This window comes from Sphaerisporangium siamense (genome assembly GCF_014205275.1).
Taxonomy (GTDB): domain Bacteria; phylum Actinomycetota; class Actinomycetes; order Streptosporangiales; family Streptosporangiaceae; genus Sphaerisporangium; species Sphaerisporangium siamense.
Map to the genome: position 1 here is coordinate 4,429,486 of NZ_JACHND010000001.1, position 22,203 is coordinate 4,451,688.

Here is a 22,203-nt window from a genome sequence, read left to right on the forward strand (position 1 = left end):
GGGGGCACATGACCGCGACCCGGGTGCTGCGTACCGCGTCGGCGACCTTGCAGCGGACGTTCTATCTGGGGGAGACCCCGGCGGACTCCTCGACGCCGGTGACCGTTACCGTGACGGACGCTACCGGCGCCGTCGTCACCACCGGGACCGCCACCTCCTCAGGGCCGGACACGGGCACCTACCAGTACACCTTGCCGGGGCAGGCACAGCTGGCCCGGCTCACTGCGGCGTGGGCGGCGACGATCGGCGGCACGGCCGTGAGCGCCGAGGAGCCGGTCGAGGTCGTCGGCGGGTTCTTCTTCACTCTGGCGGAGGCTCGCGCCTCAGATGAGTCGCTGGCCGACACCACCCGTTATCCGACGGCCGCCATGGCGGCGGCGCGGCAGGACACCGAGGCCGAGTGCGAGGCCATCTGCGGACGCGCATTCGTCCCCCGCTACCGGCTGATCACACTGGACGGCTCGGGCACCAGCGACCTCCTGCTGCCGGACGGCGGTGACGAACTGGTCGCGGGCAGCATGCTGCGCGGCGTGCGGACTGTGCGCTCGGCCCGGATCGCCCCTCGCGTGGGGTTCGCCTTCACGCCACTCACCACGGGACAGCTGGCCGCGCTGGCCGTGACACGGGACGGCATGCTGCGCCGCACCGACGGCGGCATCTGGACCGAGGGCGTGCGCAACGTCGTGCTGGAATACGAGTACGGCTCCGACGCGCCGCCGGCCGAAATACGGCGCGCGGCCCTGCAGCGGTTCCGCTGGCTGCTGACCGCCCCGCGCAGCGGTATCCCCGACCGGGCCACGTCATTCCAGGCGGCCGAGGGCGGGGTGTACGAACTGGACACGGCGGGGGCGTCCCGGACGGGAATCCCCGACGTGGATGCCGCCTACCTGCGGTACGCGCGGGGTGGACAGGGGGACGGGCAGTCCGGGGGACGGAGCGGCCGTCCCGCCTCCCGGCCGCTGAACTTCGATCCCCAGCACTACTCGCTGTTTCATGGAGGTGTCCGGTGATGCGTGGGACGTCCGCCGCAGCGGTGAAGCGAGCGCTATTCGAACAGCTCACGCGACGCTTCGCCGCAGAGCCACAGGTGAGCGGTGTGCGGGTCAGCTACGGCCCACCTGGGCGGATCGAACGCGAGCACGTGTACCTTGGCGCGGCGAGGTTCGGCCACGAGCCGGCTGCGATGGGGCAGGTGCTGGCCCGCCAGGAGACGCTCACGGTCACCGCGCACGTCTACACGCGGATCCCCGGCGGCAAGCAGGAGGAGGCCGACGGTCGCGCCGTGCAGATCGGCACGGTGCTGGAGCAGCTGCTCGCCGCGGACCCGAGCTTCCGGATCCTGCCCGAGGTCATGTTCGCCGGGGTCACCTCCGGAGAGCTCGACGGCGGGGATGACGATGACGCGGTCGTGGCTGTGGTGAACTACGAGCTGACCTTCCGCGCGACGCTGCGCTGATGGCCGACGTCGACGGCACCGCCGAGCTGCGCCTGTTCATCAAGCAGCTCGGCAAGATGCCCACGGACATCCGCCAGGACCTGCGGCCCAAGCTGAAAGGCATCGGCCAGGCCGCCCTGTTCAGTGTGCGGTTCCAGGCGTCCTGGTCGACGCGGATCCCGCGGGCGACGCGCCTGCAGATCGGCCTGTCCAAGCGCAACCCCGGCATCGCGATCGTGGTGAACAAGAACCAGGCGCCGCACGCCCGCCCCTTCGAGAACGGCGGCCAGCCGGGCACCTTCCGGCACCCGGTGTTCTGGCCGCGTGAGCGCAAGGTCGTGTTCGGCGTCGAGCGCCCGGACGCGCGCATCCGTGACCGCTGGGTGAATCAGACCGCCCGGCCGTTCCTGGCCAAGGGTGCCCGTCCGCACTTCGCGGAGGTCGACCGGGAGCTGAAGGACGTCGTCGACGCTGCGGCCCGAAAGGCCGGGTTCCGCTGAGCCGCTGAGGCAGCAAGCCTCGCCGTACGCCTGACACGGGCTGGGGGTGCCGTTGCCGTCCTTCCGCAGCGTGTCACAGGCGTCATCCGGCACCGCGGCCACCTTCGCAGTCTCCAAGCCCACTGGCACCGTGCAGGGCGACATGCTGGTGCTCTGCCACGCCGCCGACATCGGCAGCCTCGCGGAGATGGGCACCCCGAGCGGCGGAGCCACCTGGCAGTTGCTGGACTCGGCGCAGTGGCCGACCAACACCGACGCCGGAATGAAGATCTGGTGGAAACTCGCCGGCGCAAGCGAGCCCACCAGCTACGGGCTGACGCAGAACTCCGGTGCCGACGGCACGGCCACCGTCGTGTGCCTCCAGGACCCGGGCGCGGGCACACCGGTCGTCGCGCACACCGGCGGCACGACCAGCACGACCAGCATCCCCACCCCGTCGACGACCCCGAACGGCAGCAACGACTTCGAGCTCCGCTTCGCCGGCGCGTCCAGCGGCAACGGCTCGGCGACGTCCTTCACGCCTCCGGCTGGCTTCACCGAGCGATCGGATGTCACATCGGGCAGCCAGTACGCGCCGCAGTCGTGCGCGACGCGAACGCTGTCGAGCGGCGGCGCGACCGGCACGCAGAACTTCACCTCGGCGAACGCCCTGGTCAAGTACCTCGGATTCACGGTCAACGTCCCTTCCGGTCCCACTACCAAGAGCCTTAACGATGCGGGTGCGGCGAGTGACGGCCTGTCGGTGGCTCCTAGCGAATCGGTGTTCCAGGGATACGTGACCGGCATTTCCTCGGGATCCTCCACCACTCATACGGTGGCCAAGCCCGCTGGGACCAATCTCGGGGACGTGCTCATCGCGGCGATCCTCACCAACAACGGTGACACCTCAGCGGATTCGATTACCGGCGGCTCGGCCTGGTCGAAGGTGGGGGGAGACACCTGGTCGGTGGGCTCGACATTCGGCGGCATGACGATCTGGAAAAAGACCGCCGGGGGGAGCGAACCGTCCACCTACACGGTGACCGTGTCGAACAACGAGGCGTCGTCAGTGGTCATGCGGATCTTCGGATCCTCCGGTGGCGCGGTCACCTCCGACCACGTGAAGAGTAACGCCAGCACGTTGACCTTCACAACGCCGTCCACCTCGCCATCCGTTCCCAGCACCGAGCTGCGGATTATCGCCGCCCGCGAACTCAATTCGGCAGGGAACTTCAACGCGACAGCCGGATTCACTGAACGGATCGATACGTTCAGCGGATTCACCACCAAGTTCTTCCTTGCCACGCGCAATGCTCCTGCGGGTGCTACAGGCACTGCGAATTTCATCCGCGACTCTGTCAACTGGAGCGACTGGCAGGCGTGGACGATCAACGTCCCCGACAATGTGACGCTGGCCAGCCTTGCGGAGTCCGGCGCTGGCACCGAATCCATCTCGCTAGCGATCTCGCCGTCTATCTCCGATGGGGCAACGGCTGCTGAGCTGCTGGCGGTCACCGCCAGTGTTGCGATCATCGAATCGGCGGCATCAGTTCAGAGCCTCGCCGAAGTGGTGGTCCTGTCGATCGCTGAGGCGGGGGCGGCGGCCGAAACGATCCTCGCAGGAGTCGCGAAAAGCGCCGGCGACGCGGCTATGGCAACCGACGGCCTGACCGCATCGACCACGCCGGCCCTGGCACAGAGCGGTACCGCTGTTGACGCGTTGGCCGGCACCGCAGGCGTCAACGTCAGTCAGAGCGCAGTCGCGGCCGACACGCTGATCAGCTCTTCGGTGTCGTTCAAGGCGCTGGCCGAAGCTGCTGCGGCGGCCGACATCCTGGCCGGAGTCATGGAACGCAACTTCGGTCCGGCCTGGTCACCCCGCCGAAGGTGGTCAACTGGGCCGCTCCGGAGAGGGGGGTCGGCCGGCACACCCTCCCGCCGCTACTCCGCCGGACCGCCCCGCACGCGATAGGAGGCCACCTTGGATCCGATCTCCTCGCTGTCCAAGGAGTACATCTACAGCTTCGTCGAGGGCGTGGCCGGCACTGAGACCGTTGAGGTCGCCTGCGTCCAGACAGCCGAGCCGACCTCCGGCGACTGGAAGCCCGCGGGGTGGGCCAACGTCACTCCGGCGGGCGCGGACGCGCGGATCCTCATCGGCCCGGGCACCACGCTCGCCCTGGCCGATGGCACATACCAGATGTGGGTCCGGGTCACCGGCACCACCGAGCAGCCCGTGATGTACGCCGGGCCCGTCGTCATCACCTGACCGGAAGGATCCGCCATGGCGTTCGATGCGTCGCTCTACTTTCGGCTGGTCAGCAACCTGACCAGCCCGCTGGACCTGTCCACCGCCGCCTCGGTGCTGGACAAGAGCGCCCAGATCCCCCTCACGCAAGGGTCGGGGGCCGGCCAGGCGGACAAGGTGTGGCACGACACCCGCACCATCACGGCGAGCGCGACCGACACGCTGGACCTGGCGGGCGGCGGGCTCACCGACCCGTTCGGAGCCGCGTTCACCCTCGCCAGGATCAAGGGCCTGCTGGTCGTCGCGGCAGGCGGCAACACCAACAACGTTAACGTGCAGCGCCCGGCGACCAACGGTGTGCCGCTGTTCAGCGCCGTGTCCTCGAACATCGCCGTGCACCCGGGCGGGGTGTTCCTGTGGATGGCTCCATCAGCGGCGGGCGTGGTGGTCACGGCAGGCACCGGCGACCTCATCGACTTCGTCAACTCCAGCGGCGGCACGCCGGTGACCTACGACGTCGTCATCATCGGCGCGTCCAGCTAGGAGGGGTGATGGAAACGGCGTGGATCAAGCATCCGCGGATCGACGACGGCCAGCGGGTCATCGAGGTGCCCGAGTCGGCGGTGCCGCACCACCAGCGGGCCGGATGGGAGCGCACCGACCCTCCGCCCCCACCTCCCGAAGACGACCCGCAGGACGAAGCCCCGGCAGACGCCGGGGCTTCCGCATTGAAGGACCCCGACCAGACGCCGCGGCGTCGCCGCACCACCAGCAGAGGAGATGACTGATGCCAGCAACCCCGCTCGCCGCGGTGACCCGCTACTGGAGCGTCGCAGTCAACAAGTGGTACTTCGTTCCGGCGATCAGCAACAAGAGCGCGCCCACCCGGCTCGAACTCAACGCCGGCACCGACCTCACGGGGGAGGTCGCCGACTCCTCCGGGTGGACGACCACCGGCGACACCATCGAGGCCCCCGACGGCAACTCGGTGTTCATCGCCCAGGTCGCCGGGCCGGTGAAGGCGGACGACTCCTCGCTGACCATCTACGCCGACCCGACCGGTAATGATGCCCGGACCCTGCTGCCGCGCGGCACGACGGGGTTCGTCGTCCGCCTCGGCGGCGGAGACACGGCCGGTCGAAAGATGGACGTCTTCCCGATCAGGGTCAAGACGGTCGGCAAGCAGTACGGCGGCACGGCCACCGAACCGGCGAAGTTGGAGATCTCCTTCGCGATCACCTCCACGCCCGCCGAAGACGTCACGATCCCGTAAGGAGCTGACCTTGACTTTCCTCTCCAAGGACGACCTGTGGGAGGTCTCCAGTGAGATCCCCTACGACGACGTGCGGCTCGTCGACCCGGACGGCAAGTACCGCGGCACCATGCGGGTGCGCGGCATGACCGCCGATGAGGCGCAGGTGTGGCAGAACGCCCAGATGGTCACCGTCGGGAACAAGCAGAGGGTGGATCGCAGGGACGCCGCGTCCAAGCTCGTGCTGCTGACGGTGGTGAAGGAGGACTTCTCACCGTTCTTCGAGAAGTCCGACCTACTGAAGATCCGCAAGATGCCCGCGTGGATCCTCAACGCCCTCACCGAGGCCGCGATCAAGCAATCCGGGATGAGTGAGGACGCCAAAGTCGAGATCGAAGAGGATTTCGATCCCGCCCAGAGCGAGGACTAGCTCACCGGCTGGCCCTCGCGCTGGGCGGCATGACCGTCGCCGAGCTGCTGCGCCGCATGTCCGCTCGCGAGTTCGCCGAGTGGGCCGTCTACGAGGGGCTGTACGGGCCGATCGGCCCCGGCCGGGATGACGCCCTGGCCGCCCTCATCGCCTTCCATGTGGTGAACGTGATGCGGGACTCCTCCAAGGGGCCCGATCTGAAACCTGCCGACTTCCTCCCCGCGTGGGAGCCCCCCACCGAGGAGGCCGGCGTTGGCGAACGCGATCAAGAACCTCCTGATCCGCCTGACCGTTTCTGAGAACACCGACCGCGGGATCGCCAAGGTCAACCGGAACCTGGAGCAGGCGGCCGACCGAGCGGACCGGGCAAACAAGTCCTTCGGTGGACTCCACCTCAGCCTTGGCCGCCTTGGTGATGCCGCCTCTGGCCTCGGCGGTCACCTGGCCGGCGTAGGCCGTCAGCTCGGGTCGCTGGCCGTCGGAGTGACCGCGTCGGTGGCTAAGTACGCCGCGGCGGCCGGGGCGATGGCGACGTTAGCTGCCGGCGCCGCGTCGGCTGCGTCGAGCGTGCTGTCCCTGGTCGCCGCTCTGGCTCCGGCGGCAGGAGCGCTCGCTGCGGTGCCGGGCGCTGTTGCGGGCTTCATCGCCATCAACGCCGTGCTGAAGCTGAGCCTCTACGCGGTGGGCGACGCCATGAAGGCCGCCTACGACAACGACGCCAAGAAGTTCGAGTCCGCGCTGGAGAAGCTGACGCCGGCCGCGCGCGACTTCGCTCAGGAGTTCAAAGCCACCGTCCCGGCGATGAAGGAATTCCAGCAGGCCGCCCAGACGGGATTCTTCTCCCAGCTCAACGGGAGCCTCGGCCACTTCGTCGATCTCCTGCGCGGCACTCAGCCCTGGATTGAAGGGCTGGCGAACAACCTTGGCTACTTCGCCCGCCAGGTGCTGGTTTTCGCCACAGCCGAGAACAGCGTCCGCCAGTTCAACTCGATTCTCGGTAGCACCAGTGGAGTCCTGACGGGCCTCGGGGGCGGGCTTCAGCCTCTGCTCGCCGGGTTCCTGGATCTCGCCGTTGTCGGCGCCAACTTCCTGCGCGGTCTGTCAATCGGCATCGGCGATGCTTCGGCCCGGTTCGGCGCGTGGCTGTCGCAGATCTCGGGTTCTGGTCAGGCCCTTCAGTGGATGAACGACGCGCTGGCGGTGTTCAAGCAGCTCGGCGCGATCCTGGGCGACGTCGGTGGGATCGCAAGGTCGGTTTTCACCGCGATGCAGACGGCTGGCACGGGCGCGCTCGGCGTTGTCGGTCAACTGCTCGACCGGGTGAATACGTTCCTGAAGTCGGCGCAGGGCCAGCAAATGCTGGTCGCGATCTTCCAGGCGCTTGCTCAAGTCGGGGCGGCTTTATCGCCGATATTCGTGGCGCTGGCCGGGGCCATCGCCGCGATCGCCCCTCAGATCGCCGCCATAGCCACCGTGGTGGGACCGGTGCTCACCACGGCGATCAACGCCATCGGTCCCGCCATCGCTGCTCTCGGACCGGGGATCACTGCGGTGATCGGCGGGATCGGCCAGGCGGTCCAGGCGCTGGCCCCCGCGCTGCTGCCGCTCGGCCATGCCATCGGCGCCGTGTTCACGACTCTCGCGCCAGTGCTGGCCGCCATCGGTCCCGCGATCGCTTCGCTGCTGCCCGGAATTGAGGCGTTCGGCAAGGCACTGGCCACGGGGATCGCCGCTCTGGCACCCGCACTCGGACCTATCGGCCAGGCGATCTCCGGTGTTCTGGTCGCGGTGTCACCGCTCCTTCCGGTGATCGGCCAGCTTGCCGCGTTGATCGCAACCACGCTAGCGGCGGGAGTGCAGGCCATCCTTCCCGCCATCCGGACGCTGGTCGGGGCGTTCGCGCAGATCATCCAAGCTCTGTCGCCGGTGCTGCCAGTGATCGGACAGCTGGCCGTGCTGATCGCCACCAGCCTCACCAGCGGCGTGCAGGCGATCCTGCCGTCGATCCAGCTGCTAGTCGGCGCCTTCGCCCAGACTGTTCAGGCGCTGTCGCCGGTGATCCCCCTGCTGATCGGCCTGGCCGCGACGCTGATCAACTCGCTGGTGCCCGCGCTGGCGCCGCTGCTGCCGCAGATCGCTCAGCTGATCACTCAGCTGGTGTCCGGGCTCGTCCCCGCCATCACGCCGCTGATCCCGATCGTCGCGCAGATCGCGGCCACCATCGGCCAGTTCTTCGTCTCAGCCATCGGCCTGCTGGTTCAGGCGATCACGCCGCTGTTGCCGGTGATCTCGCAGATGACCCAGATGGTGGGTAAGGCGCTGCTCGACGCGCTGATCCAGATCGCCCCGTCGCTCCTTTCGGTGATCGGCGCCTTCCTCCAGCTGCTGCCCGCGCTGACGCCGATCCTGCCCGCGCTGGGGCAGCTGGTGGTCGCGCTCCTGCCGGTCGCCGTCGAACTGATCAAGGCGCTGGCGCCGGTCGCAGTCGCGCTGGTGTCGGCGATCGCCCAGCTGGTCGCCGCGATCACCCCGCTGCTGCCCGTGCTGGCCGGCGTGATCGCATGGATAGCGCCGCTCATCACCTGGGTCGTGAAGCTCGCCGGGTCGATCCTGGAGAAGCTGATCCCCGTCTTCGCCTGGCTGGTCGACAAGGTGACGTGGGCGATCAAACTGGTCGTCGGGATCTTCCAATGGCTTTACGACACGTTGATCGGCCACAGCATCATCCCCGACCTGATCAACGGGATCACGAAGTGGATCTCTGGCCTGCCCGCCATGTTCGCCGACTGGTTCGGCAGGGCCAAGGACTGGGCCATCGCCAAGTTCAACGACCTGCTCAACTGGGTCCGAGGCCTGCCAGGGCAGATCCTCGGCGCGCTGAGCAACATGGGCAACCTGCTCGGCAGCGTCGGCCACAACCTGATCGTCGGGTTCTGGAACGGCATGGTCGGCATGTTCGACTGGCTGAAGAACTCGATCTACAACTTCTTCTCGTCGATGATGCCGGACTGGGTGAAGCAGGCCCTCGGCATCGCCTCACCGAGCAAGGTGTTCGCCGCCCTCGGAAAGTTCATCCCCGCCGGCCTGGCGATGGGCATCGACGCCGCGTCGGGTCTGGTGGCCAGCGCCGCGGAGCGCATGGCCGCCGTGGCCACGATCAGCGTGCAGCCTGCACTGTCCACGGCGGGCGGGCCGCCGGTGCTCGCCGCTACCGGCTCGGCGGCCCCGGTGGCCGTCGGCGCAGGAGGCCGGACGGGTAGCGGGCCCATCATCCAGGGGGACTTCGTGCTGAACCTCAACGGCGCCAAGGTGGACCTGAAGGACCTCGGCGCGGCCGGGCGGGAGCTGATGATCCAGATCCGCGAGGGGCTGCGCCGGCTCGAGGTTGAGGCGTCGTGAGCGTCGTGGGCCGCGTCACCCTGACCGACGGCTTCGAGGTAGCCGAGACCGGCGAGCAGACGCTGGAGCTTTCGGGCGTGGAGGCCTACCCCGGGGCGCTGACCCGCGCCGAGGCGGTGGCCAGGCACATCGACATCCTCGGGCTCCGCGGCAGCGTGGTGCAGGTGCAGCTGGTGCCGAAGAGCGAGCGGAACGGGTACGCCACGGTGACCAGCTCCTCGGCGACGCTGCGCGATTACGGCGGCGAGTCCGGGATCGTGGAATGGAAGCTGTCGCTGCTCCGGCACGGCGCCGACAGCATCATCGACCTGGAGTCGCGGTTGACCGGGGCCGTGAGAGCGAACGACTTCTCGCTAGCGGGGGAGCGGTGGCACGCGCCACCGCCCGGGCACTACGGCTACTTCACCGGCTCGACCATCCCGAGCACGATGACCCGCACCGGGGTCGACGGGGTGATGACGGTCTACCGGGGCGTGCCGGCCGGGGTGTCGCCGCGGTGGGGCTGCGCGGTGGCCGACTACCAGCGCGGCCGCGCGCGGATCCTGGCCGGGTTCCCGGGCCGCGAGGTGACGGGGCTGGACCAGCAGGTCCCCGCATCCCAGTGGGAGATCGGCAACGGCCTGGTCCGGGCCAGCTTCTTGTTCACCGCCGGCTCCCTGGAGGTCGCGTCGTACACCGGCGGCGCCTGGCGGCCGAAGGTCTGGAACGTCGACATCGGCGCCGGGCCGATCACCTCGTGGGACTCGGCGTCGATCCTGCGCAACGACCCCGAGGCGTGCAGCCTGCGGCTCACCGACTCCCGCTCGCCTGGCCGCGTCGCCCTGGACCTCACCGTGCGGCGTGGCTCGCGGCTGATCGAGGGATATCTCCAACGCGGCGACTCCGGGACGATCAGCGTCTACCTGGCCACTGCGGAGACGATGACCAACAACACCTCCTACCTCGTGCGGTCGACGGACGATGCGAACAGCAACCGGGCCACCTGCGGCAGCGCGCGGACATTCACCGCACACGCCAACGGCGGCCTCACCAAGACCTCGGTGACCGCGATGGACTTCTACCTCGGCGTGGTGGCCGGCGGCGCCGCGGCGGTGTCGGGTGACCAGGCGACGAACCTGCGCGACCAGTACATCGCGGCGATGCCAGAGACGACGGGGGCGGTGAGGCGATGAGCGTCACCGAGGTCATCCAGGCGCTCGGCTCGTGGGGCGTAACCCTGTCGGCGGAGACACCTCAGGAGATCATCGACGACCTCGACTTCTTCGGGCACGTCGCGATAGTGCCGGGCCGGGTCAATCCGGCCGAGTACGGCGACAACCTTCTGACAATGGCGCGCTACGTCGGCGTGCTGACCCGCCGCGACGTCGACGAGCGCAAGGTCATCGGCGGACAGGGCATGGCGGTCTGGCTCGGTGACGCCGACGACAAGGGGGAGGTCCTCGAGTCCCCGGTCACCATCACCGGGCAGACCTTCCCGAACGCGATCCGCGCGCTGCTCGGCTCGGGCACCGCCGTCATCGAGGGCACCTTGTTCAGCGTCGCGGGAACCTACACCGGCCGCCACCAGTGGGAGAGCAGACGCTCGGCCATCGACTACGTCTGCCAGACCATGGGCGCGGAGTGGCGCGTCAACGGCAACGGCACCCTCGACGCTGGCCCGGCCGCCAACCTCTGGCTCACCTCGCCGCAGTGCGTCATCGTCCGCAAGGGCGCCGGCCGCGACCTGACCCTCACGGGCCTGCCGGGGGAGATCCAGCTGACCCGCGACGTCGAGGACTGGACGTCCCGTGTGGTGCTGCTGGCTGAGGGCGAGGGCGACGCGGTCGCCACCGGCAGCGCGAACATCGCCTCGAACCCCTACGTGGACTTGCGTGGCCAGCCAGTGAAGCGGACCCGGGTGATCAGCGAGTCCGGCACCGCCACCGGCAACGCGGCCGCCAGGGCCCAGCTCCAGCTCAACCGCTTCACCGGCACCCGCAACGCGCTGCGCCTTTCCGCCGAGGACTACGAAATCCGCGGCACCTTCCGCCCCGGCGACTGGGTATGGGTGTACGACCCCGAGTCCGGCCTCGTCGACACCAACAACGAGATCACCTTCCGAAGCCAGCGGATCAACCCGATCAAGCTGCGCGCCGTCGAAACGACCTGGCCGGTCGTCGAGGGCATGACGGTCGGCTACCGGACGCTGGCCGGCACCTGGCTGGACCTGACCAACTACGTGGCCTTCGAGGACGGGCAGACCTCCATCACCGTGGGCGAGCTCGGCCGGTCGCTAACCAACGCCGGTACCGAGCCGGTGGGAGACCGGCCGATCCCGGACTCGACGATCCCGGGCACGGTGACCTGGGTGAACCCGTTCGGGACGTCGGTGTACCTGGACGGGCTCGGCAACACCCGCGCCAGGATCATCACCGCCTGGCAGGTGCCGCTCAACGCCGACGGCAGCACGATCCTGGACGGCGACCACTACGAGATCGGCTACGGGGTCACCCCGGCCAGCTCATGGGAGACGGCCTACGCCGCGTGGGGCGACCTACAGGCCGTCGTCGGAGACCTGTCACCCGGCGTCACCTACGACTTCCGGATCCGCGCGGTCGACAGGGCTGGCAACACGGGCTCCTGGTCGACGACCGCGAGCGCGACGGCGAACCCCGACACCATCCCGCCGTCCACGCCAGCCCCGCCCACCGTGGCCGCGTCGCTGATCGCCATCCAGGTCAGCCACACGCTCGGCAAGGCGTCAGGCGGGACCTTCAACCTCGAGCTGGACCTGGACCACCTGGAGGTCCACGTCGGCGCGAGCTCGGGCTTCACGCCGGACGCGACCACGCTGCGCGGCAAGGTGCCGGCCAACGCGGGCATGCTCCAGGCCGGGATCGCCGCGGTCGGCACCGTACCGGAGTCGAACACCACCCTGCGGCACGTCAAGGTCATCGCCGTGGACATGGCCGGCAACCGGTCCGCGCCCAGCAACAGCGCGACGGTGACCGCGCTGCTCATCGACGACGCCCACATCACCGACCTCAGCGTGTCCAAGGTGACCGCCGGGACCGTGTCGGCGAACTGGCTGCTCGGCGCGAGCATCGGCACCGCCGCCTCGGGAGCGCGCGTCGAGCTCAACGCCACCGGCCTGCACGGGTTCAACGCGGGCGGCCTCGAAACGGTGAGCCTGCTGAACACCGGGACCTTCACGCTGCGCACCGGCCTCACCGGCGCCCGCGTTGTCCTCGACAGCACCGGCCTGGAGATGTACGACGTCGGCGGCAACAAGACCGTCGATTTCAACGCCGGCGACGGCACCGCTCTGATCGTGGGCCAGGTCACCAGCTCGCAGACGGCGTCGAAACGGCTGGTCGTCAACCCTGGGCCGACGCTCGGCGCGTACGAGCCGGAGATCCGGCTATACGAGGAGTTCGCCGCTGGCGAGTACCACTACTGGACGCAGGACATCGGCGGTACGCACGCCTGCGAACTCGGATCGGCCAAGCAAGCCGACCGCAAGATCCGCCTGCGAATGGAGTCGGCAGCGGGGTGGGATCTGCAACAGATGAACGCCTCCATGTCGGCGACCACCGGCGGGTACATCACCGCCTACGGCTACATCGAGATGGGGTACGCGCCCGCCGCGAACGCGAAGATCCGGATCGACAGCAGCAACGTCGACGTCGGCTACATCAACAACGGCAACGCCTTCTACCGGGCCACCAGCAGCGGCTGGCTGGACTTCTTCGGCCGCCTGGGCATGCCCGGCGGGGACGGCGCGTTCGCGCGAGGCAATGCGGTCATCCCCGGCGGGTCTGCCGGCGCGAGCGTGAGCTACGGGATGACCTTCACCGGTGGCACGGTCTTCGCGACCACCGGGATGCTGTACACCCCCGGCGGAACCTACGCCCACCTCATCAACGGGCGGACCAACTCCGGGTTGTCCTTCCTGGCGAACAACCCGACGCCGCCGATCCAGTACGAGATCAGCTACTTCGGATGGAAACAGTGATCACGAGAGAGATCATCGACGCCTACGCGATGGTGCATCCGGACGGGGTCGAGCGGTGGACGATCGTCACCCGCCAACCGGACGGGACGTTGTGGCCGTACCTGCTGCCGAGCGAGACCTTCGAGAACCTCGCGGTCATGTACGGCCTGGACCCCGACGACATCGACGAGCTGCTGCGCGTGGCCATGCTGGAGTTGCACATCGCCGAGCCGCGGCTCCCGGGGAACTTCGCCGCGGACCCGGCGGCCGCTGCGGGGCACGTGCGGGACGGGCGGCCGGTCGTCGTGGAGACCGCCGAGACCACGGAGCAGGCCCGGGAGGCGCACCTGGCCCGCGTCGCGTGGGTGGAAGAGAACGAGGTGCGGATCGTGACCCCCAAGCCGGGCCGGCGGCGCATGCTCCGCGCGCTCGACATCGACTCGGAGGCCGATGTCGAGGTGGACGCCCACGAACGCCTCGCCCAGCTCAAAGCGACCTACCAGGCCGACCACGACCGCATGCGTGACAAGAGACAGATGCTGAGCCGCGCCATCGGGAGACAGGTGTGATGACGGAGGGGGCCGTGCAGGTCGACCTGGGGCGCTACGTCGAGCAGGTGGAGGCCCAGCGCAACGTGGCGCTGAGCGAGGCGGCGAAGTGGCGGGCCGCCGCCGAGCAGGTCATGGAGGAGTGCGACCAGCTCAGGGCCGAGCTGGCCGCACTCAAGGAGTAGCTATGGAACATCCACGACCTCGATTGTCCACGGGCAGGGTCCTGTGATCTCCAGGTGGAAGGAGCCTGCGTTGTACTGCGGCGTGGTCTTGTCCGCCGACGCGCCGGTCTCGTTGACCACAAGGTCTACGTACTTGGTTCCATCCAGCAGAGTGGCCGACATGCCGCCCGTACCGATCGAGGTCTTCGAGCAGTCGTAGGTGTAGTGGAGCGCCCACGAGGCGTCCACGGTGAACTGCTGGGTGTTCTTCCGCCCATTGCCGTTGTCGGTGAGCAGCACCTTGCGTTCGCCCGCCGCAGGGGGTTGTGCCTGAGGCTGGCTGGTCTGCTGGGTCTCGGCGGGTGGGGCGGATGTGGTGGGTTGCACGGCTGGCGGCGCGGATGGGGGAGCGGTGCTGTTCGCGCAGGTCCGCGATGCTTGCTTCTCGGCAGCGAGCTGCTCGACGGTCTTGGATCGGTAGTCGGCCTGAGTCTCGGCTTCCGGGATGAACCGCCACCGGCCGTCCTCGTACTTGAAGTCATAGGTGAACGCGCCGATCAGTCTGGTGACCTGTACCTTCGCGGTGTCGCCCTGCACCATTGCGGATTGGACGTTATAGCGGATTCCTTGCGCGATCGGCTTGCACAGCTCGAAGAGTCGCGCGTAGTCCCTCCGGGAGATCAGGCCCTGGGCGTCGATCGTCCAGCCGTCCCAGAACGCTCCGTAGTTCCCTGCCGCGTAGGCGTCGAACAGCTTCTGAGCGGCCCCACGAGCGCCTGCCTCGGTGTGAGGCTGGTCTTCGGCATCATCGGCCGGCGCGACAGCGACCAGGTTGGGGCTGCGCTCCTCCTGACTGCCGGATGTCGGGTTGAGCACCAGGACGATCGTGACGGCACAGATGGCCACGATCGCCGCCGAGACCAGCGAGATGACAATGACCACGAAGCGAGAGGTCGACACGGCTCAGATCCAGCAGCCATCACCGATCAGCTCAGCCGTATCTGCGACATAGCGGACCTGTAACGCCTGTAACGACTGCATGATTCCTCGCTTCCGTCGGGGGGCGCGTGTAGGACGTCGCTGCCGCACGCAAGGTTGACACGAAAAGACCGTTCCTATCAGGGATTCGGCATATGTCGGAGGACTCTCTGTGAGCGACGACACCGATGTGCGGCTCGCCCGCATCGAGGCGAAGGTCGATGTGGTCATCGCGCAGACCGCGACCGAGAAAGCGCGCGTCGACGACCACGAGGTCCGGCTGCGCACGGTCGAGGCGAGCAACACCAGCAAGGCGGTCGACGACCATGAAGGCCGCATCCGCGCGATCGAGAAGTGGAAGTATGCTCTCCCGCTCGCTACGCTCGCCGCTCTCATCGCTGGGGCGGCTTCCGTCATCGCCGCCATCAAGGGAGGCTGAATGTCCATCGACCTGATCACCCGCAAGGCGTGGGGCGCCCGGCCGCCGAAAGGCAGCTACTCCGCGCTGTCCTCGACCAAGGGCGTCAAGGTCCACTACACCGGCGACCGTGTCGACCCGGGGCTCCTGGATGACCATGACCGGTGCGTCGCCAAGGTGCGGCAGGTGCAGGCGTTCCACATGAACGGCAACGGCTGGATCGATATCGGCTACAGCATGGTCGCCTGCCCGCACCGCAAGGTCTTCGTCGGCCGCGGCCCTGGGCACGTGTGCGCGGCCAACGGGGCCGGCCTGAATTCCGCCCACTACGCCGTCCTGGCCCTCGTCGGCAACTCCGGGCTCGTCGAGCCGAACGACGAGCTGCTGCTCGGCGTGCTGGACGCGATCGACTACCTGCGCGAGCACGGCGGTGCCGGCCACGAGATCAAGGGACACCGCGACGGCTACGCCACCGACTGCCCCGGGGGTGCGCTGTACGCGTGGGTGCGCAAGGGAGCGCCGCGCCCTGGCGGGAAGTCGCCTGCGCCGACCATCCCGGCCAGCGGCACCAAGTCGCCGCTCTTCCCCGGTCGGCTGCTCGCCTACCCGCCGGTGGTCCGCGGCGAGGACGTGCGCGTCTGGCAGACGCAGATGAAGCGCCGCGGCTGGGCCATCGACGTGGACGGCGCCTACGGGGCCGCCTCGCGCGCGGTGTGCGTGGCGTTCCAGAAGGAGAAGGGCCTGGGTGCCGACGGCGTTGTCGGCCGTGACACCTGGCGCGCGGCGTTCGAGCTGCCGGTCACCTGACAAGCGGCCCGATCTCATCCCGCCTCACATACCGGATCGCTTTGGACCTGCGGAGACCCCGCAGGTCTTCTGTTTTCGACCTCATTTGAGGAGGACGTCATGTCCAATTTCCTGACCAGCCTGGCGCGTACGGCCGCGTCCAAACTCGTCGGTGGCGCGGTCGGCCTGGCCGCCGGGCTCGGCATCGCCGTCCCCGCAGAGTTGTCGGAGTCCGCGACCCTGGCGGTGTCCGGCGCGCTGGTCGTTGGCGGCCAGCTCGCCTACTACGTCGCGGCCCGGTGGCTGGAGCGTGCCTATCCGTGGATCGGGAAGCTGCTGCTGTGGTCGGGCAAGCAGCCGGTGTATGGGCCACAAGCGGCGCTGCCCGCGATGCAGGCCGCCGCGCAGGCGTCCAGGCGGTTCGGTTCCTCGGCGCGATAAACACGCGTCGGGCACCCGGCAGATACGACCGGCCTCGTCCTCCTCAGGGAGGCGGGGCCGCCTTTCTGCATCGCCCAGGCGACCTTAACCGGAAAGTGTGGTTCTCTCCGGGGCGACAGGCGAGCGGGGACAGTAACCCGCCTCGTCGCCGACCATGACGGGAGCCACGAGCCGAGGACGTTAACCCCACCGTCCCCGACCATAGCCTCGGCACAACAGATGGAGGAAGAGGATGACCGCGAACGTCAACGACGATGGTCAGGTGATTTGCCGCTACGACGGCCACACTGACCGGATCGGCTACACAGGGCTGACCGTGGCAGAGTGGCGCGTGACTTCGTATCGGGACCACGAGACCGGGGGGCGCGCCACCGGCAGGTTGGTGCCCCAGCACGTCCTGTACTGCCGGCGACACAAGTGGGAGTTCCGTATCACGGTCGACGGCCCCGAGGCGGAGGCCCGGCTGGCAGGCACCCCGCTGCTCTCCCACCCGCGTTACCTCAAGGCCCGGCAGCGCGTGGCCGAGCAGCTCGCCCGCTACCCGGGGCTCCCCTGCCATGACAGCATCGTCGGCACGCCGGACGGCCGGATCCTCGTGGACGGCCGGCCTGCGCCGTGGGGCAGGAGCCGGCTGGAGTTCGGGGACGGCCTCGCTCCCGAGCTGCTCATCGCGTAGCCGCCGAGGCGCGCCGCGCGGGGGCCGCCACGACCGGGCTCTCACGCCTGGCTGTGGAGGCCCCCTCGGCTACCAGTCGAGCCGGTCGGGGTCCTCGTCGGGGTCGTGTGGGTTGTCGCGGTGTGCCACCCACGCCAACGCCAGGCAGCCCGCAGTGAACAGGAAGGCGATCGTCAGCGCTGCGATGTCGCCGCCGGTGAGGTGCTCCAAGGAGATGTGCCTCTTCTCTGATGGTGGAGTTGACGCGGCGGGCCCGGCCCCTCACGGCTCAGACCCGCCGCGCGTCTATCGGCGTGACCGAGCAGGATCCGAAGCCAGCGCCGCCCGGTGTCCGGGTGGAGCGTCGGCTATGTTGGGCTCGGCGGTGCCCTGGGCTGGTGGGGCCGGTTCGTCGTAGAGCGGGGGGCGGCCTGCCTGGCGTAGTGCCTCGTTGACCGCCGTGCGCAGCGAGGTGAAGCGCCGCAGGTGGTTGCGCACGGTGATCTCGCTTCTGCCTATCCTGATCGCGGCCCTGGGGATGGACAGCCCGGAGGCCAGGAGCGGCGGCAGCCGCGGGTGCCAGCTGGTGTCGATGGGCGGGCCGTACAGCCGCCGATGCCGCAGGCGATGCGCTGTGGAGTGGAAGGCAGGGTCGGCCTGGAAGTGCTTGGTGAGGGTGGCGGTGCTCACGCCGAGCTTGCCGACGGCGACCTTGAAGCTCAGACCGCCGCGCACCAGACGCAGGAACTCGCCGTGCCAGCTGATGTCCTTACGAGGCGCCATCATCGGGCCCGGCCAAGCAGGATTCGCTCCCACAGCCGTTCCGCGTCGGCGTGACGCATTGGCTCGGTCTCGGTGACTTCGGGCCGGGCGAGGATGTGACGGCGCCGCTCGCAGCGCACCCAGGCCCGGCCGCCGCCGGCCACCAGGTAGTAGACGACCAGGCGGCATCCGCACGTCCAGCGCAGCACTCGCTCGCGGTCGGTGCGGGGCGCGTAGGCCAGCCACGTCAGACGCTCGGCGGCTCGGCCGGCGAGGTGGTGGACGTGCGGTCCGTGGTCGGCGTACCCGGCGGTCGCCTTCAGCGCCTCACCCACGGCGGTCCCGTTCCGCGCGGGCCTGGTCGCCGAGCACGACCAGGTCGATGCCGAGTCGGCTGGCCTCGCCGGGCGTCAGCTGCACGAGGGGGCGCTCGTCGACCCGCAGGTGGATGCGTGGGCCCTCCTCGCCGGGGCACTGCACCAGGTCGGTGAACAGCATCGCGTGCCGCCCGGCGAACAGCAGCGGCACCCTGCGGAGCTGCCCACGATGCACGCCCGGGATGTCGTCGTCGTAGTGCCCCTCGCACCAGTCAGGACAGGATGAAGGGCCGGGCGGCACGGCGGCGTCCGCTCCCTCGGGAAGCGGGACGGCCGCCGGGCCTGTCGAGGGGAGATCGGGCAGGACGGCCCGGCGGGGTCCGCCTGGGAAGCTGGATGGGCCGCCGGGCCTGCTCATGGGTTTCCCTCGCCCTCGGGTACCGCGACGGCCAGGCTGTCGCGGAGCTTGCCGGAGATGTCGTCCTGCGCCGAGACCTCCATCACCAGGTCCAGCGCGGTGCGCCGCGCGATGCAGGGGTACAGCCCGGCGGCACGCTCGGCGGCGCCGAGCCGGGCGCGACGGAACGCCCACCAGCCGCCAGTTCGGCCGTCCGAGCGGCGCACGCAGGTGATCCGCCACGCGGGGTAGTCCCGGTTGAGCGCGGCGAGCTGGTACTCCACGGCCAGTGCCATATGCCATGCCTCGCCGGTGTGCCCGCCGTGGCGGGGCATGTACCCGCCGACGGTGCGGGCGCCTCTGCACATGCCGTACACGTCCGGTACGCCGCCGCGGCGTGTGCGCTTGCCGGGGCGGCTCATGCCACCCTCCCCGGCTGTATCGCGGCCATCGCGTCCATCTCGCCCTCGCGCATCCGCTCGCGCAGCTCCTCGGGCGTGGGCGCGTCGACCATCAGGGCCACCGGGCAGCAGGTGGCGAAGGCGTAGTAGCGGCGGCTCCACAGGCCGTAGATCACCTGCCAGCCCGGTTCGAGCTGGTCGAGCTGTGCGGCCGTGGCCTTCTTGTCCTCGTCCCACCGGATCGGCTGGACGTCGGTGACGGGGGCGCCTTCCTCGTGCCGCCCCGCCGGGCGGCTCACGCCGCCGCTCCATGCCGGTGCGATAGGCGCCGGCTGCCCGTGGTCGGGATGTCGGGCGCGCGGCCCCGGCCGTGCGCGACGACGTCGACGGGGCGGCCCGAGGTGTCCAGCAGGCGACCGGCGGGCGGGTGGACCGCGACCGGGCGCGCGGGGGCCGACGGGAAGGACGCGCACAGGCCCAGGCGTCGCCGGGAGGCCATACGGGCGCGCATCTGCGCCGGAGTCGGCTGCTCCCACTGGTGGGCACGGCGGTGCGGCAGGCTCGTGGCGTCGTGGGAGTAGGGCGGGTGCCCACACCAACGGCACCCGAGCGGCTTGGGCGGGGTGTCCGCACTCCAGCGGACACGTACAGCGCGAATGCCTCTAATCTGTGGCATGGATCGGACCTCCATCCGATCAAGGCCCCGGGCCCCCGGTGTTCGCGCACCGGGCCGGGGCCGCCCTACTGGCGCATCAGGTATCCATCACAACCTGCGGTCTTCCGTGCACGGGAGGTGCGCATGGGGGACACTGGGTCATGGTGAGTGTCCCCTTACCTCAGTGAAGAGGTGCTTGTGGTGGCCGATAGCAGACCCCGGTACGCCCAGCGTTTACGCGATGAGCGACGTCGCCGGGGTTGGTCGCAGAAGGAGATGGCCAGGCAGATCGCCGACGCCGCCGCCTCGCTGGGGGTGTCTCTGCCAGAGCGTGAGTCGGTCACCAGGCGCATCAAGGACTGGGAGGCCGGCAGGCATCGGCCGAAAGACCCCTACCCCGCGCTGTACTCTCGTGCCTTCGGAGTGGACGAGGGCGCTCTGTTCAGCGATTCGGTGGACTCGTCCCCAAGTTACGCTGAGGATGAGGTTCTGACAGGTTTCGTCGAGGAGGTAGAGCCGACGAAACGTCGCGAGGTCCTGAAGTTGGGGCTGGTCTCCGTAGCCCCCGAGATGTTGCGGCGGGTCCTACGCGAAACTGCGGGCGACGCGATGGAGTTCACCCGACGCGCAGGAGTCACCGCGCTTGGTGCCGGCACGCTCATGCACCTTGAGGCGGTTGTTGCTGGGCTCAATCGCAGCTACAGCATCGAGTCGCCGATCGAGCTGTTCAGCGTGGCAAGGGCGTACCGAGTCCGCGTCGGGCAAATGATTCAAGGGCCGACCACGCTCAAACAGGCGCGAGAGCTGTATGTGCATGCGGCGTGGCTATCAGAAATGCTTGCTTGGTTGGCTCATGACCTCGGAGACCCGCTGACCGCCGAGGCATGGGCGATCGACTCGTTCGAGCACGCCGACCAAGCCGGGCACGATGAGTTGTGCGCATGGGCCACCGACGCCATGGCATCGATCGCCCTCTACATGGACCGGCCCGCCCGTGCGATCGATGCCGCTCGCCGGGGCATGTCGAAGGCGTCTCCAAATCATCCCTTGGCGATCCGGCTGCGCGCACAGGCCGCCCGTGCACATGCCCGACTCGGGCAACGCGAGGAATGCGAAGAACTCCTCCGCGACGCCGGCCAACGATACGAGCGGCTTCCGGCTCGTGCGCCGATGCGCTTCTCCGTCGACACCGGCAACTTGGCATCATTCGCGATGACTGCTTATCCAGCATCGTCCTATATCTGGCTCGGCGACGCCGCAAGTGGCGACTTCGAGAAAGCGAAACTGTACGCGCAATCGGCGATCAGCGCTCATGAAGCCCTCCCGGACACTGCTCGCTCTCCGAGCAGAGAGGCGATCGCACGCATCGACCTTGCCATCGCGATGGCCGCATTGGGCGCGCCGGATGAGGCCACTGACCTGGGACGCCAAGCGCTTTCTACCACGCGTCTGGTTGATTCTGTCCGATCCAGGGCAGGTGATCTCGACCGCGTACTGATCGCTCGGTATCCCAAACTAGGACTTGTGCAGCACTTCCGTGAGGCATTCGTACAGATGTCCCGCAACGCGATAACGACCTAGGAAGTGACGTTGAACGACCCCGCACCCAAGAGCGAGCTGAACATTCGCAAGCCCTATTTCCAGCTCATTGTGAACGGCGCGAAGACGGTTGAGGTTCGCGTCGGTTACCCGAGGATGCGAAAGATCCGCCCTGGGCACATGTTGACGTTCGTGTCCGGCGACGATCGTGTGACGACCAGAGTGACGCGGGTCACCGAGTATGCCTCTTTCGAGGAAATGCTAGATCGCGAGGATCCCCGATTGATCGGCGGAGACCTCGGCGAGAATCCTGAAAACTTGCTCGCCGTGATCCGCAGCATCTATCCGCCAGAAAAGGAACGACTCGGCGTCCTCGCGATCGAGATCGATATAGCCACCTAGGCGACTGCCTGCCAACTCTGGCGATGCCCGCGACGGTTGCAATCGGGACCTCCTGCTGGGCGCCCGTGGGGCGGCCCCTCCCGGACATGCGAGAACGCCCCGCCAGAGATGACGGGGCATTCTGCATGGGCGGTTCAGGTGGTGGCGGCATCCCCCGCCACGTCGCGGCCCTTACCGGCATGCCGGGCTGTGCACGCGCCGAGCTCGTCACCGTCGGCCGCGCGCTGCCGCGCGACCTATGCGGGGTTGACGCCGCCCGGGATGCGCCTGGCGGTGGCCTCGGAGGAGGGCGGGGCCGCGCGGCTGTGGCGCCTGGGAAGCGCACGGGTGCTCGCGCGGCCGAGCCCTCGCCCGGTGTGGCATCGGCCACGAGGAGGAAGAATAAGGAAGCTTCCTTACCGTTCCTATAGGACTTGCGACATCGGTATGGATTACGTCAACTTCTGTTCATCTTGTGCCGGTGCGTCGCGGAGAAATTCCAGCGGCCTCCAGGCTTCGCCGGCGGCGCTCGCGAAGGTCGACCA

General features: G+C 68.8%; 29 protein-coding genes. 21 read left to right on the forward strand and 8 right to left on the reverse strand.

The features are described from left to right. The first annotated feature begins 8 nt into the window (after positions 1 to 8). The 15 genes from BJ982_RS20515 (at position 9) to BJ982_RS20585 (ending at position 13,949) form a co-directional block, all read left to right on the forward strand. On the forward strand, positions 9 to 1,010 hold the full coding sequence (locus tag BJ982_RS20515; RefSeq protein ID WP_184882444.1) for a MotB domain-containing protein: 1,002 nt from the start codon (positions 9 to 11) through the stop codon (positions 1,008 to 1,010). 86 nt (positions 1,011 to 1,096) lie between these two features. Further along, positions 1,097 to 1,456, forward strand: a complete 360-nt coding sequence (locus BJ982_RS20520; RefSeq protein ID WP_184882446.1) for a hypothetical protein — start codon at positions 1,097 to 1,099, stop codon at positions 1,454 to 1,456. Continuing rightward, positions 1,456 to 1,935 (forward strand): HK97 gp10 family phage protein, encoded by a 480-nt coding sequence (locus tag BJ982_RS20525; protein ID WP_184882448.1) that lies wholly within the window; start codon positions 1,456 to 1,458, stop codon positions 1,933 to 1,935. The genes BJ982_RS20520 and BJ982_RS20525 overlap by 1 nt, the downstream gene beginning before the upstream one ends. 130 nt (positions 1,936 to 2,065) lie before the next feature. Then, a complete protein-coding gene (locus BJ982_RS20530) occupies positions 2,066 to 3,886 on the forward strand; it encodes a hypothetical protein (protein WP_184882450.1) in 1,821 nt (606 codons plus the stop codon). A 9-nt stretch (positions 3,887 to 3,895) separates the two neighbouring features. Next, positions 3,896 to 4,183, forward strand: a complete 288-nt coding sequence (locus BJ982_RS20535) for a hypothetical protein (protein ID WP_184882452.1) — start codon at positions 3,896 to 3,898, stop codon at positions 4,181 to 4,183. 15 nt (positions 4,184 to 4,198) lie between these two features. Beyond that, positions 4,199 to 4,705: a hypothetical protein gene (locus BJ982_RS20540; protein ID WP_184882454.1), complete on the forward strand. Its 507-nt coding sequence runs from the start codon at positions 4,199 to 4,201 to the stop codon at positions 4,703 to 4,705. Between the two features lie 8 nt (positions 4,706 to 4,713). Then, positions 4,714 to 4,950 carry a hypothetical protein gene (locus BJ982_RS20545; RefSeq protein WP_184882455.1) on the forward strand — a complete coding sequence of 79 codons (237 nt, stop codon included), beginning with the start codon at positions 4,714 to 4,716 and terminating at the stop codon, positions 4,948 to 4,950. Next, positions 4,950 to 5,435, forward strand: a complete 486-nt coding sequence (locus tag BJ982_RS20550) for a phage tail tube protein (protein ID WP_184882456.1) — start codon at positions 4,950 to 4,952, stop codon at positions 5,433 to 5,435. Before BJ982_RS20545 ends, BJ982_RS20550 begins: the two co-directional genes overlap by 1 nt. A 10-nt stretch (positions 5,436 to 5,445) precedes the next feature. Further along, positions 5,446 to 5,844 carry a hypothetical protein gene (locus BJ982_RS20555; protein ID WP_184882457.1) on the forward strand — a complete coding sequence of 133 codons (399 nt, stop codon included), beginning with the start codon at positions 5,446 to 5,448 and terminating at the stop codon, positions 5,842 to 5,844. A 29-nt stretch (positions 5,845 to 5,873) separates the two neighbouring features. Continuing rightward, on the forward strand, positions 5,874 to 6,143 hold the full coding sequence (locus BJ982_RS20560) for a phage tail assembly protein T (RefSeq protein ID WP_184882458.1): 270 nt from the start codon (positions 5,874 to 5,876) through the stop codon (positions 6,141 to 6,143). After that, the gene (locus tag BJ982_RS20565) at positions 6,097 to 9,243 is read left to right on the forward strand and encodes a phage tail protein (protein ID WP_184882459.1); all 3,147 of its coding nucleotides are present in this window, start codon (positions 6,097 to 6,099) and stop codon (positions 9,241 to 9,243) included. Before BJ982_RS20560 ends, BJ982_RS20565 begins: the two co-directional genes overlap by 47 nt. Beyond that, positions 9,240 to 10,415 carry a hypothetical protein gene (locus BJ982_RS20570; RefSeq protein WP_184882461.1) on the forward strand — a complete coding sequence of 392 codons (1,176 nt, stop codon included), beginning with the start codon at positions 9,240 to 9,242 and terminating at the stop codon, positions 10,413 to 10,415. Before BJ982_RS20565 ends, BJ982_RS20570 begins: the two co-directional genes overlap by 4 nt. Continuing rightward, entirely contained in the window at positions 10,412 to 13,237 is a 2,826-nt protein-coding gene (locus BJ982_RS20575) for a fibronectin type III domain-containing protein (protein WP_184882463.1), read from the forward strand. The genes BJ982_RS20570 and BJ982_RS20575 overlap by 4 nt, the downstream gene beginning before the upstream one ends. Then, positions 13,234 to 13,785, forward strand: coding sequence for a hypothetical protein (locus BJ982_RS20580; RefSeq protein WP_184882465.1), 552 nt, complete (start codon positions 13,234 to 13,236; stop codon positions 13,783 to 13,785). Before BJ982_RS20575 ends, BJ982_RS20580 begins: the two co-directional genes overlap by 4 nt. Then, the gene (locus tag BJ982_RS20585) at positions 13,785 to 13,949 is read left to right on the forward strand and encodes a hypothetical protein (RefSeq protein WP_184882467.1); all 165 of its coding nucleotides are present in this window, start codon (positions 13,785 to 13,787) and stop codon (positions 13,947 to 13,949) included. Before BJ982_RS20580 ends, BJ982_RS20585 begins: the two co-directional genes overlap by 1 nt. Here the strand turns inward: BJ982_RS20585 and BJ982_RS20590 are convergent, their stop codons facing one another. Next, on the reverse strand, positions 13,950 to 14,888 hold the full coding sequence (locus BJ982_RS20590) for a hypothetical protein (protein WP_184882469.1): 939 nt from the start codon (positions 14,886 to 14,888) through the stop codon (positions 13,950 to 13,952). A 190-nt stretch (positions 14,889 to 15,078) separates the two neighbouring features. On the opposite strand from BJ982_RS20590, the gene BJ982_RS20595 reads away from it, so the two are divergent. The 4 genes from BJ982_RS20595 (at position 15,079) to BJ982_RS20610 (ending at position 17,227) form a co-directional block, all read left to right on the forward strand. Further along, a complete protein-coding gene (locus BJ982_RS20595) occupies positions 15,079 to 15,345 on the forward strand; it encodes a hypothetical protein (RefSeq protein ID WP_184882471.1) in 267 nt (88 codons plus the stop codon). Then, a complete protein-coding gene (locus BJ982_RS20600) occupies positions 15,346 to 16,131 on the forward strand; it encodes a peptidoglycan recognition protein family protein (protein WP_184882473.1) in 786 nt (261 codons plus the stop codon). It begins immediately after the preceding gene. A gap of 99 nt (positions 16,132 to 16,230) precedes the next feature. Next, positions 16,231 to 16,551 carry a hypothetical protein gene (locus BJ982_RS20605; RefSeq protein WP_184882475.1) on the forward strand — a complete coding sequence of 107 codons (321 nt, stop codon included), beginning with the start codon at positions 16,231 to 16,233 and terminating at the stop codon, positions 16,549 to 16,551. A 331-nt stretch (positions 16,552 to 16,882) separates the two neighbouring features. Continuing rightward, on the forward strand, positions 16,883 to 17,227 hold the full coding sequence (locus tag BJ982_RS20610) for a hypothetical protein (RefSeq protein ID WP_184882477.1): 345 nt from the start codon (positions 16,883 to 16,885) through the stop codon (positions 17,225 to 17,227). 69 nt (positions 17,228 to 17,296) lie between these two features. Here BJ982_RS20610 and BJ982_RS20615 read toward each other — a convergent pair whose 3' ends face one another. The 7 genes from BJ982_RS20615 to BJ982_RS20645 form a co-directional block, all read right to left on the reverse strand. Beyond that, positions 17,297 to 17,437 (reverse strand): hypothetical protein, encoded by a 141-nt coding sequence (locus BJ982_RS20615; RefSeq protein ID WP_184882479.1) that lies wholly within the window; start codon positions 17,435 to 17,437, stop codon positions 17,297 to 17,299. Positions 17,438 to 17,512: 75 nt separating this feature from the next. Continuing rightward, positions 17,513 to 17,992 carry a hypothetical protein gene (locus tag BJ982_RS20620; protein ID WP_184882481.1) on the reverse strand — a complete coding sequence of 160 codons (480 nt, stop codon included), beginning with the start codon at positions 17,990 to 17,992 and terminating at the stop codon, positions 17,513 to 17,515. Next, positions 17,989 to 18,303: a hypothetical protein gene (locus tag BJ982_RS20625; protein WP_184882483.1), complete on the reverse strand. Its 315-nt coding sequence runs from the start codon at positions 18,301 to 18,303 to the stop codon at positions 17,989 to 17,991. The genes BJ982_RS20620 and BJ982_RS20625 overlap by 4 nt, the downstream gene beginning before the upstream one ends. Continuing rightward, the gene (locus BJ982_RS20630; protein WP_184882485.1) at positions 18,296 to 18,703 is read right to left on the reverse strand and encodes a DUF6907 domain-containing protein; all 408 of its coding nucleotides are present in this window, start codon (positions 18,701 to 18,703) and stop codon (positions 18,296 to 18,298) included. Before BJ982_RS20630 ends, BJ982_RS20625 begins: the two co-directional genes overlap by 8 nt. Then, positions 18,700 to 19,104, reverse strand: coding sequence for a hypothetical protein (locus BJ982_RS20635; protein ID WP_184882487.1), 405 nt, complete (start codon positions 19,102 to 19,104; stop codon positions 18,700 to 18,702). Before BJ982_RS20635 ends, BJ982_RS20630 begins: the two co-directional genes overlap by 4 nt. Continuing rightward, complete coding sequence (locus BJ982_RS20640; protein WP_184882489.1) at positions 19,101 to 19,382, reverse strand: hypothetical protein; 282 nt, start codon at positions 19,380 to 19,382, stop codon at positions 19,101 to 19,103. Before BJ982_RS20640 ends, BJ982_RS20635 begins: the two co-directional genes overlap by 4 nt. Further along, complete coding sequence (locus BJ982_RS20645; RefSeq protein WP_184882491.1) at positions 19,379 to 19,759, reverse strand: hypothetical protein; 381 nt, start codon at positions 19,757 to 19,759, stop codon at positions 19,379 to 19,381. The genes BJ982_RS20640 and BJ982_RS20645 overlap by 4 nt, the downstream gene beginning before the upstream one ends. 180 nt (positions 19,760 to 19,939) lie before the next feature. Here BJ982_RS20645 and BJ982_RS20650 point away from each other — a divergent pair, with 180 nt between their 5' ends. Both BJ982_RS20650 and BJ982_RS20655 read left to right on the forward strand, forming a co-directional pair. Continuing rightward, positions 19,940 to 21,319, forward strand: coding sequence for an NsdA family TPR-like regulatory protein (locus BJ982_RS20650; protein ID WP_507763473.1), 1,380 nt, complete (start codon positions 19,940 to 19,942; stop codon positions 21,317 to 21,319). A gap of 9 nt (positions 21,320 to 21,328) precedes the next feature. Continuing rightward, on the forward strand, positions 21,329 to 21,679 hold the full coding sequence (locus tag BJ982_RS20655; RefSeq protein ID WP_203959389.1) for an ASCH domain-containing protein: 351 nt from the start codon (positions 21,329 to 21,331) through the stop codon (positions 21,677 to 21,679). Positions 21,680 to 22,203: the final 524 nt, after the last annotated feature.

Bases quoted from the DNA above. Each gene is read 5' to 3' on its own strand.
- BJ982_RS20515 (WP_184882444.1), top strand. From the start codon at position 9: ATGACCGCGACCCGGGTGCTGCGTACCGCGTCGGCGACCTTGCAGCGG.
- BJ982_RS20525 (WP_184882448.1), top strand. From the start codon at position 1,456: ATGGCCGACGTCGACGGCACCGCCGAGCTGCGCCTGTTCATCAAGCAG.
- BJ982_RS20540 (WP_184882454.1), top strand. From the start codon at position 4,199: ATGGCGTTCGATGCGTCGCTCTACTTTCGGCTGGTCAGCAACCTGACC.
- BJ982_RS20545 (WP_184882455.1), top strand. From the start codon at position 4,714: ATGGAAACGGCGTGGATCAAGCATCCGCGGATCGACGACGGCCAGCGG.
- BJ982_RS20550 (WP_184882456.1), top strand. From the start codon at position 4,950: ATGCCAGCAACCCCGCTCGCCGCGGTGACCCGCTACTGGAGCGTCGCA.
- BJ982_RS20560 (WP_184882458.1), top strand. From the start codon at position 5,874: ATGACCGTCGCCGAGCTGCTGCGCCGCATGTCCGCTCGCGAGTTCGCC.
- BJ982_RS20575 (WP_184882463.1), top strand. From the start codon at position 10,412: ATGAGCGTCACCGAGGTCATCCAGGCGCTCGGCTCGTGGGGCGTAACC.
- BJ982_RS20585 (WP_184882467.1), top strand. From the start codon at position 13,785: ATGACGGAGGGGGCCGTGCAGGTCGACCTGGGGCGCTACGTCGAGCAG.
- BJ982_RS20600 (WP_184882473.1), top strand. From the start codon at position 15,346: ATGTCCATCGACCTGATCACCCGCAAGGCGTGGGGCGCCCGGCCGCCG.
- BJ982_RS20605 (WP_184882475.1), top strand. From the start codon at position 16,231: ATGTCCAATTTCCTGACCAGCCTGGCGCGTACGGCCGCGTCCAAACTC.
- BJ982_RS20620 (WP_184882481.1), bottom strand. From the start codon at position 17,992: ATGATGGCGCCTCGTAAGGACATCAGCTGGCACGGCGAGTTCCTGCGT.
- BJ982_RS20630 (WP_184882485.1), bottom strand. From the start codon at position 18,703: ATGAGCAGGCCCGGCGGCCCATCCAGCTTCCCAGGCGGACCCCGCCGG.
- BJ982_RS20635 (WP_184882487.1), bottom strand. From the start codon at position 19,104: ATGAGCCGCCCCGGCAAGCGCACACGCCGCGGCGGCGTACCGGACGTG.
- BJ982_RS20645 (WP_184882491.1), bottom strand. From the start codon at position 19,759: ATGCCACAGATTAGAGGCATTCGCGCTGTACGTGTCCGCTGGAGTGCG.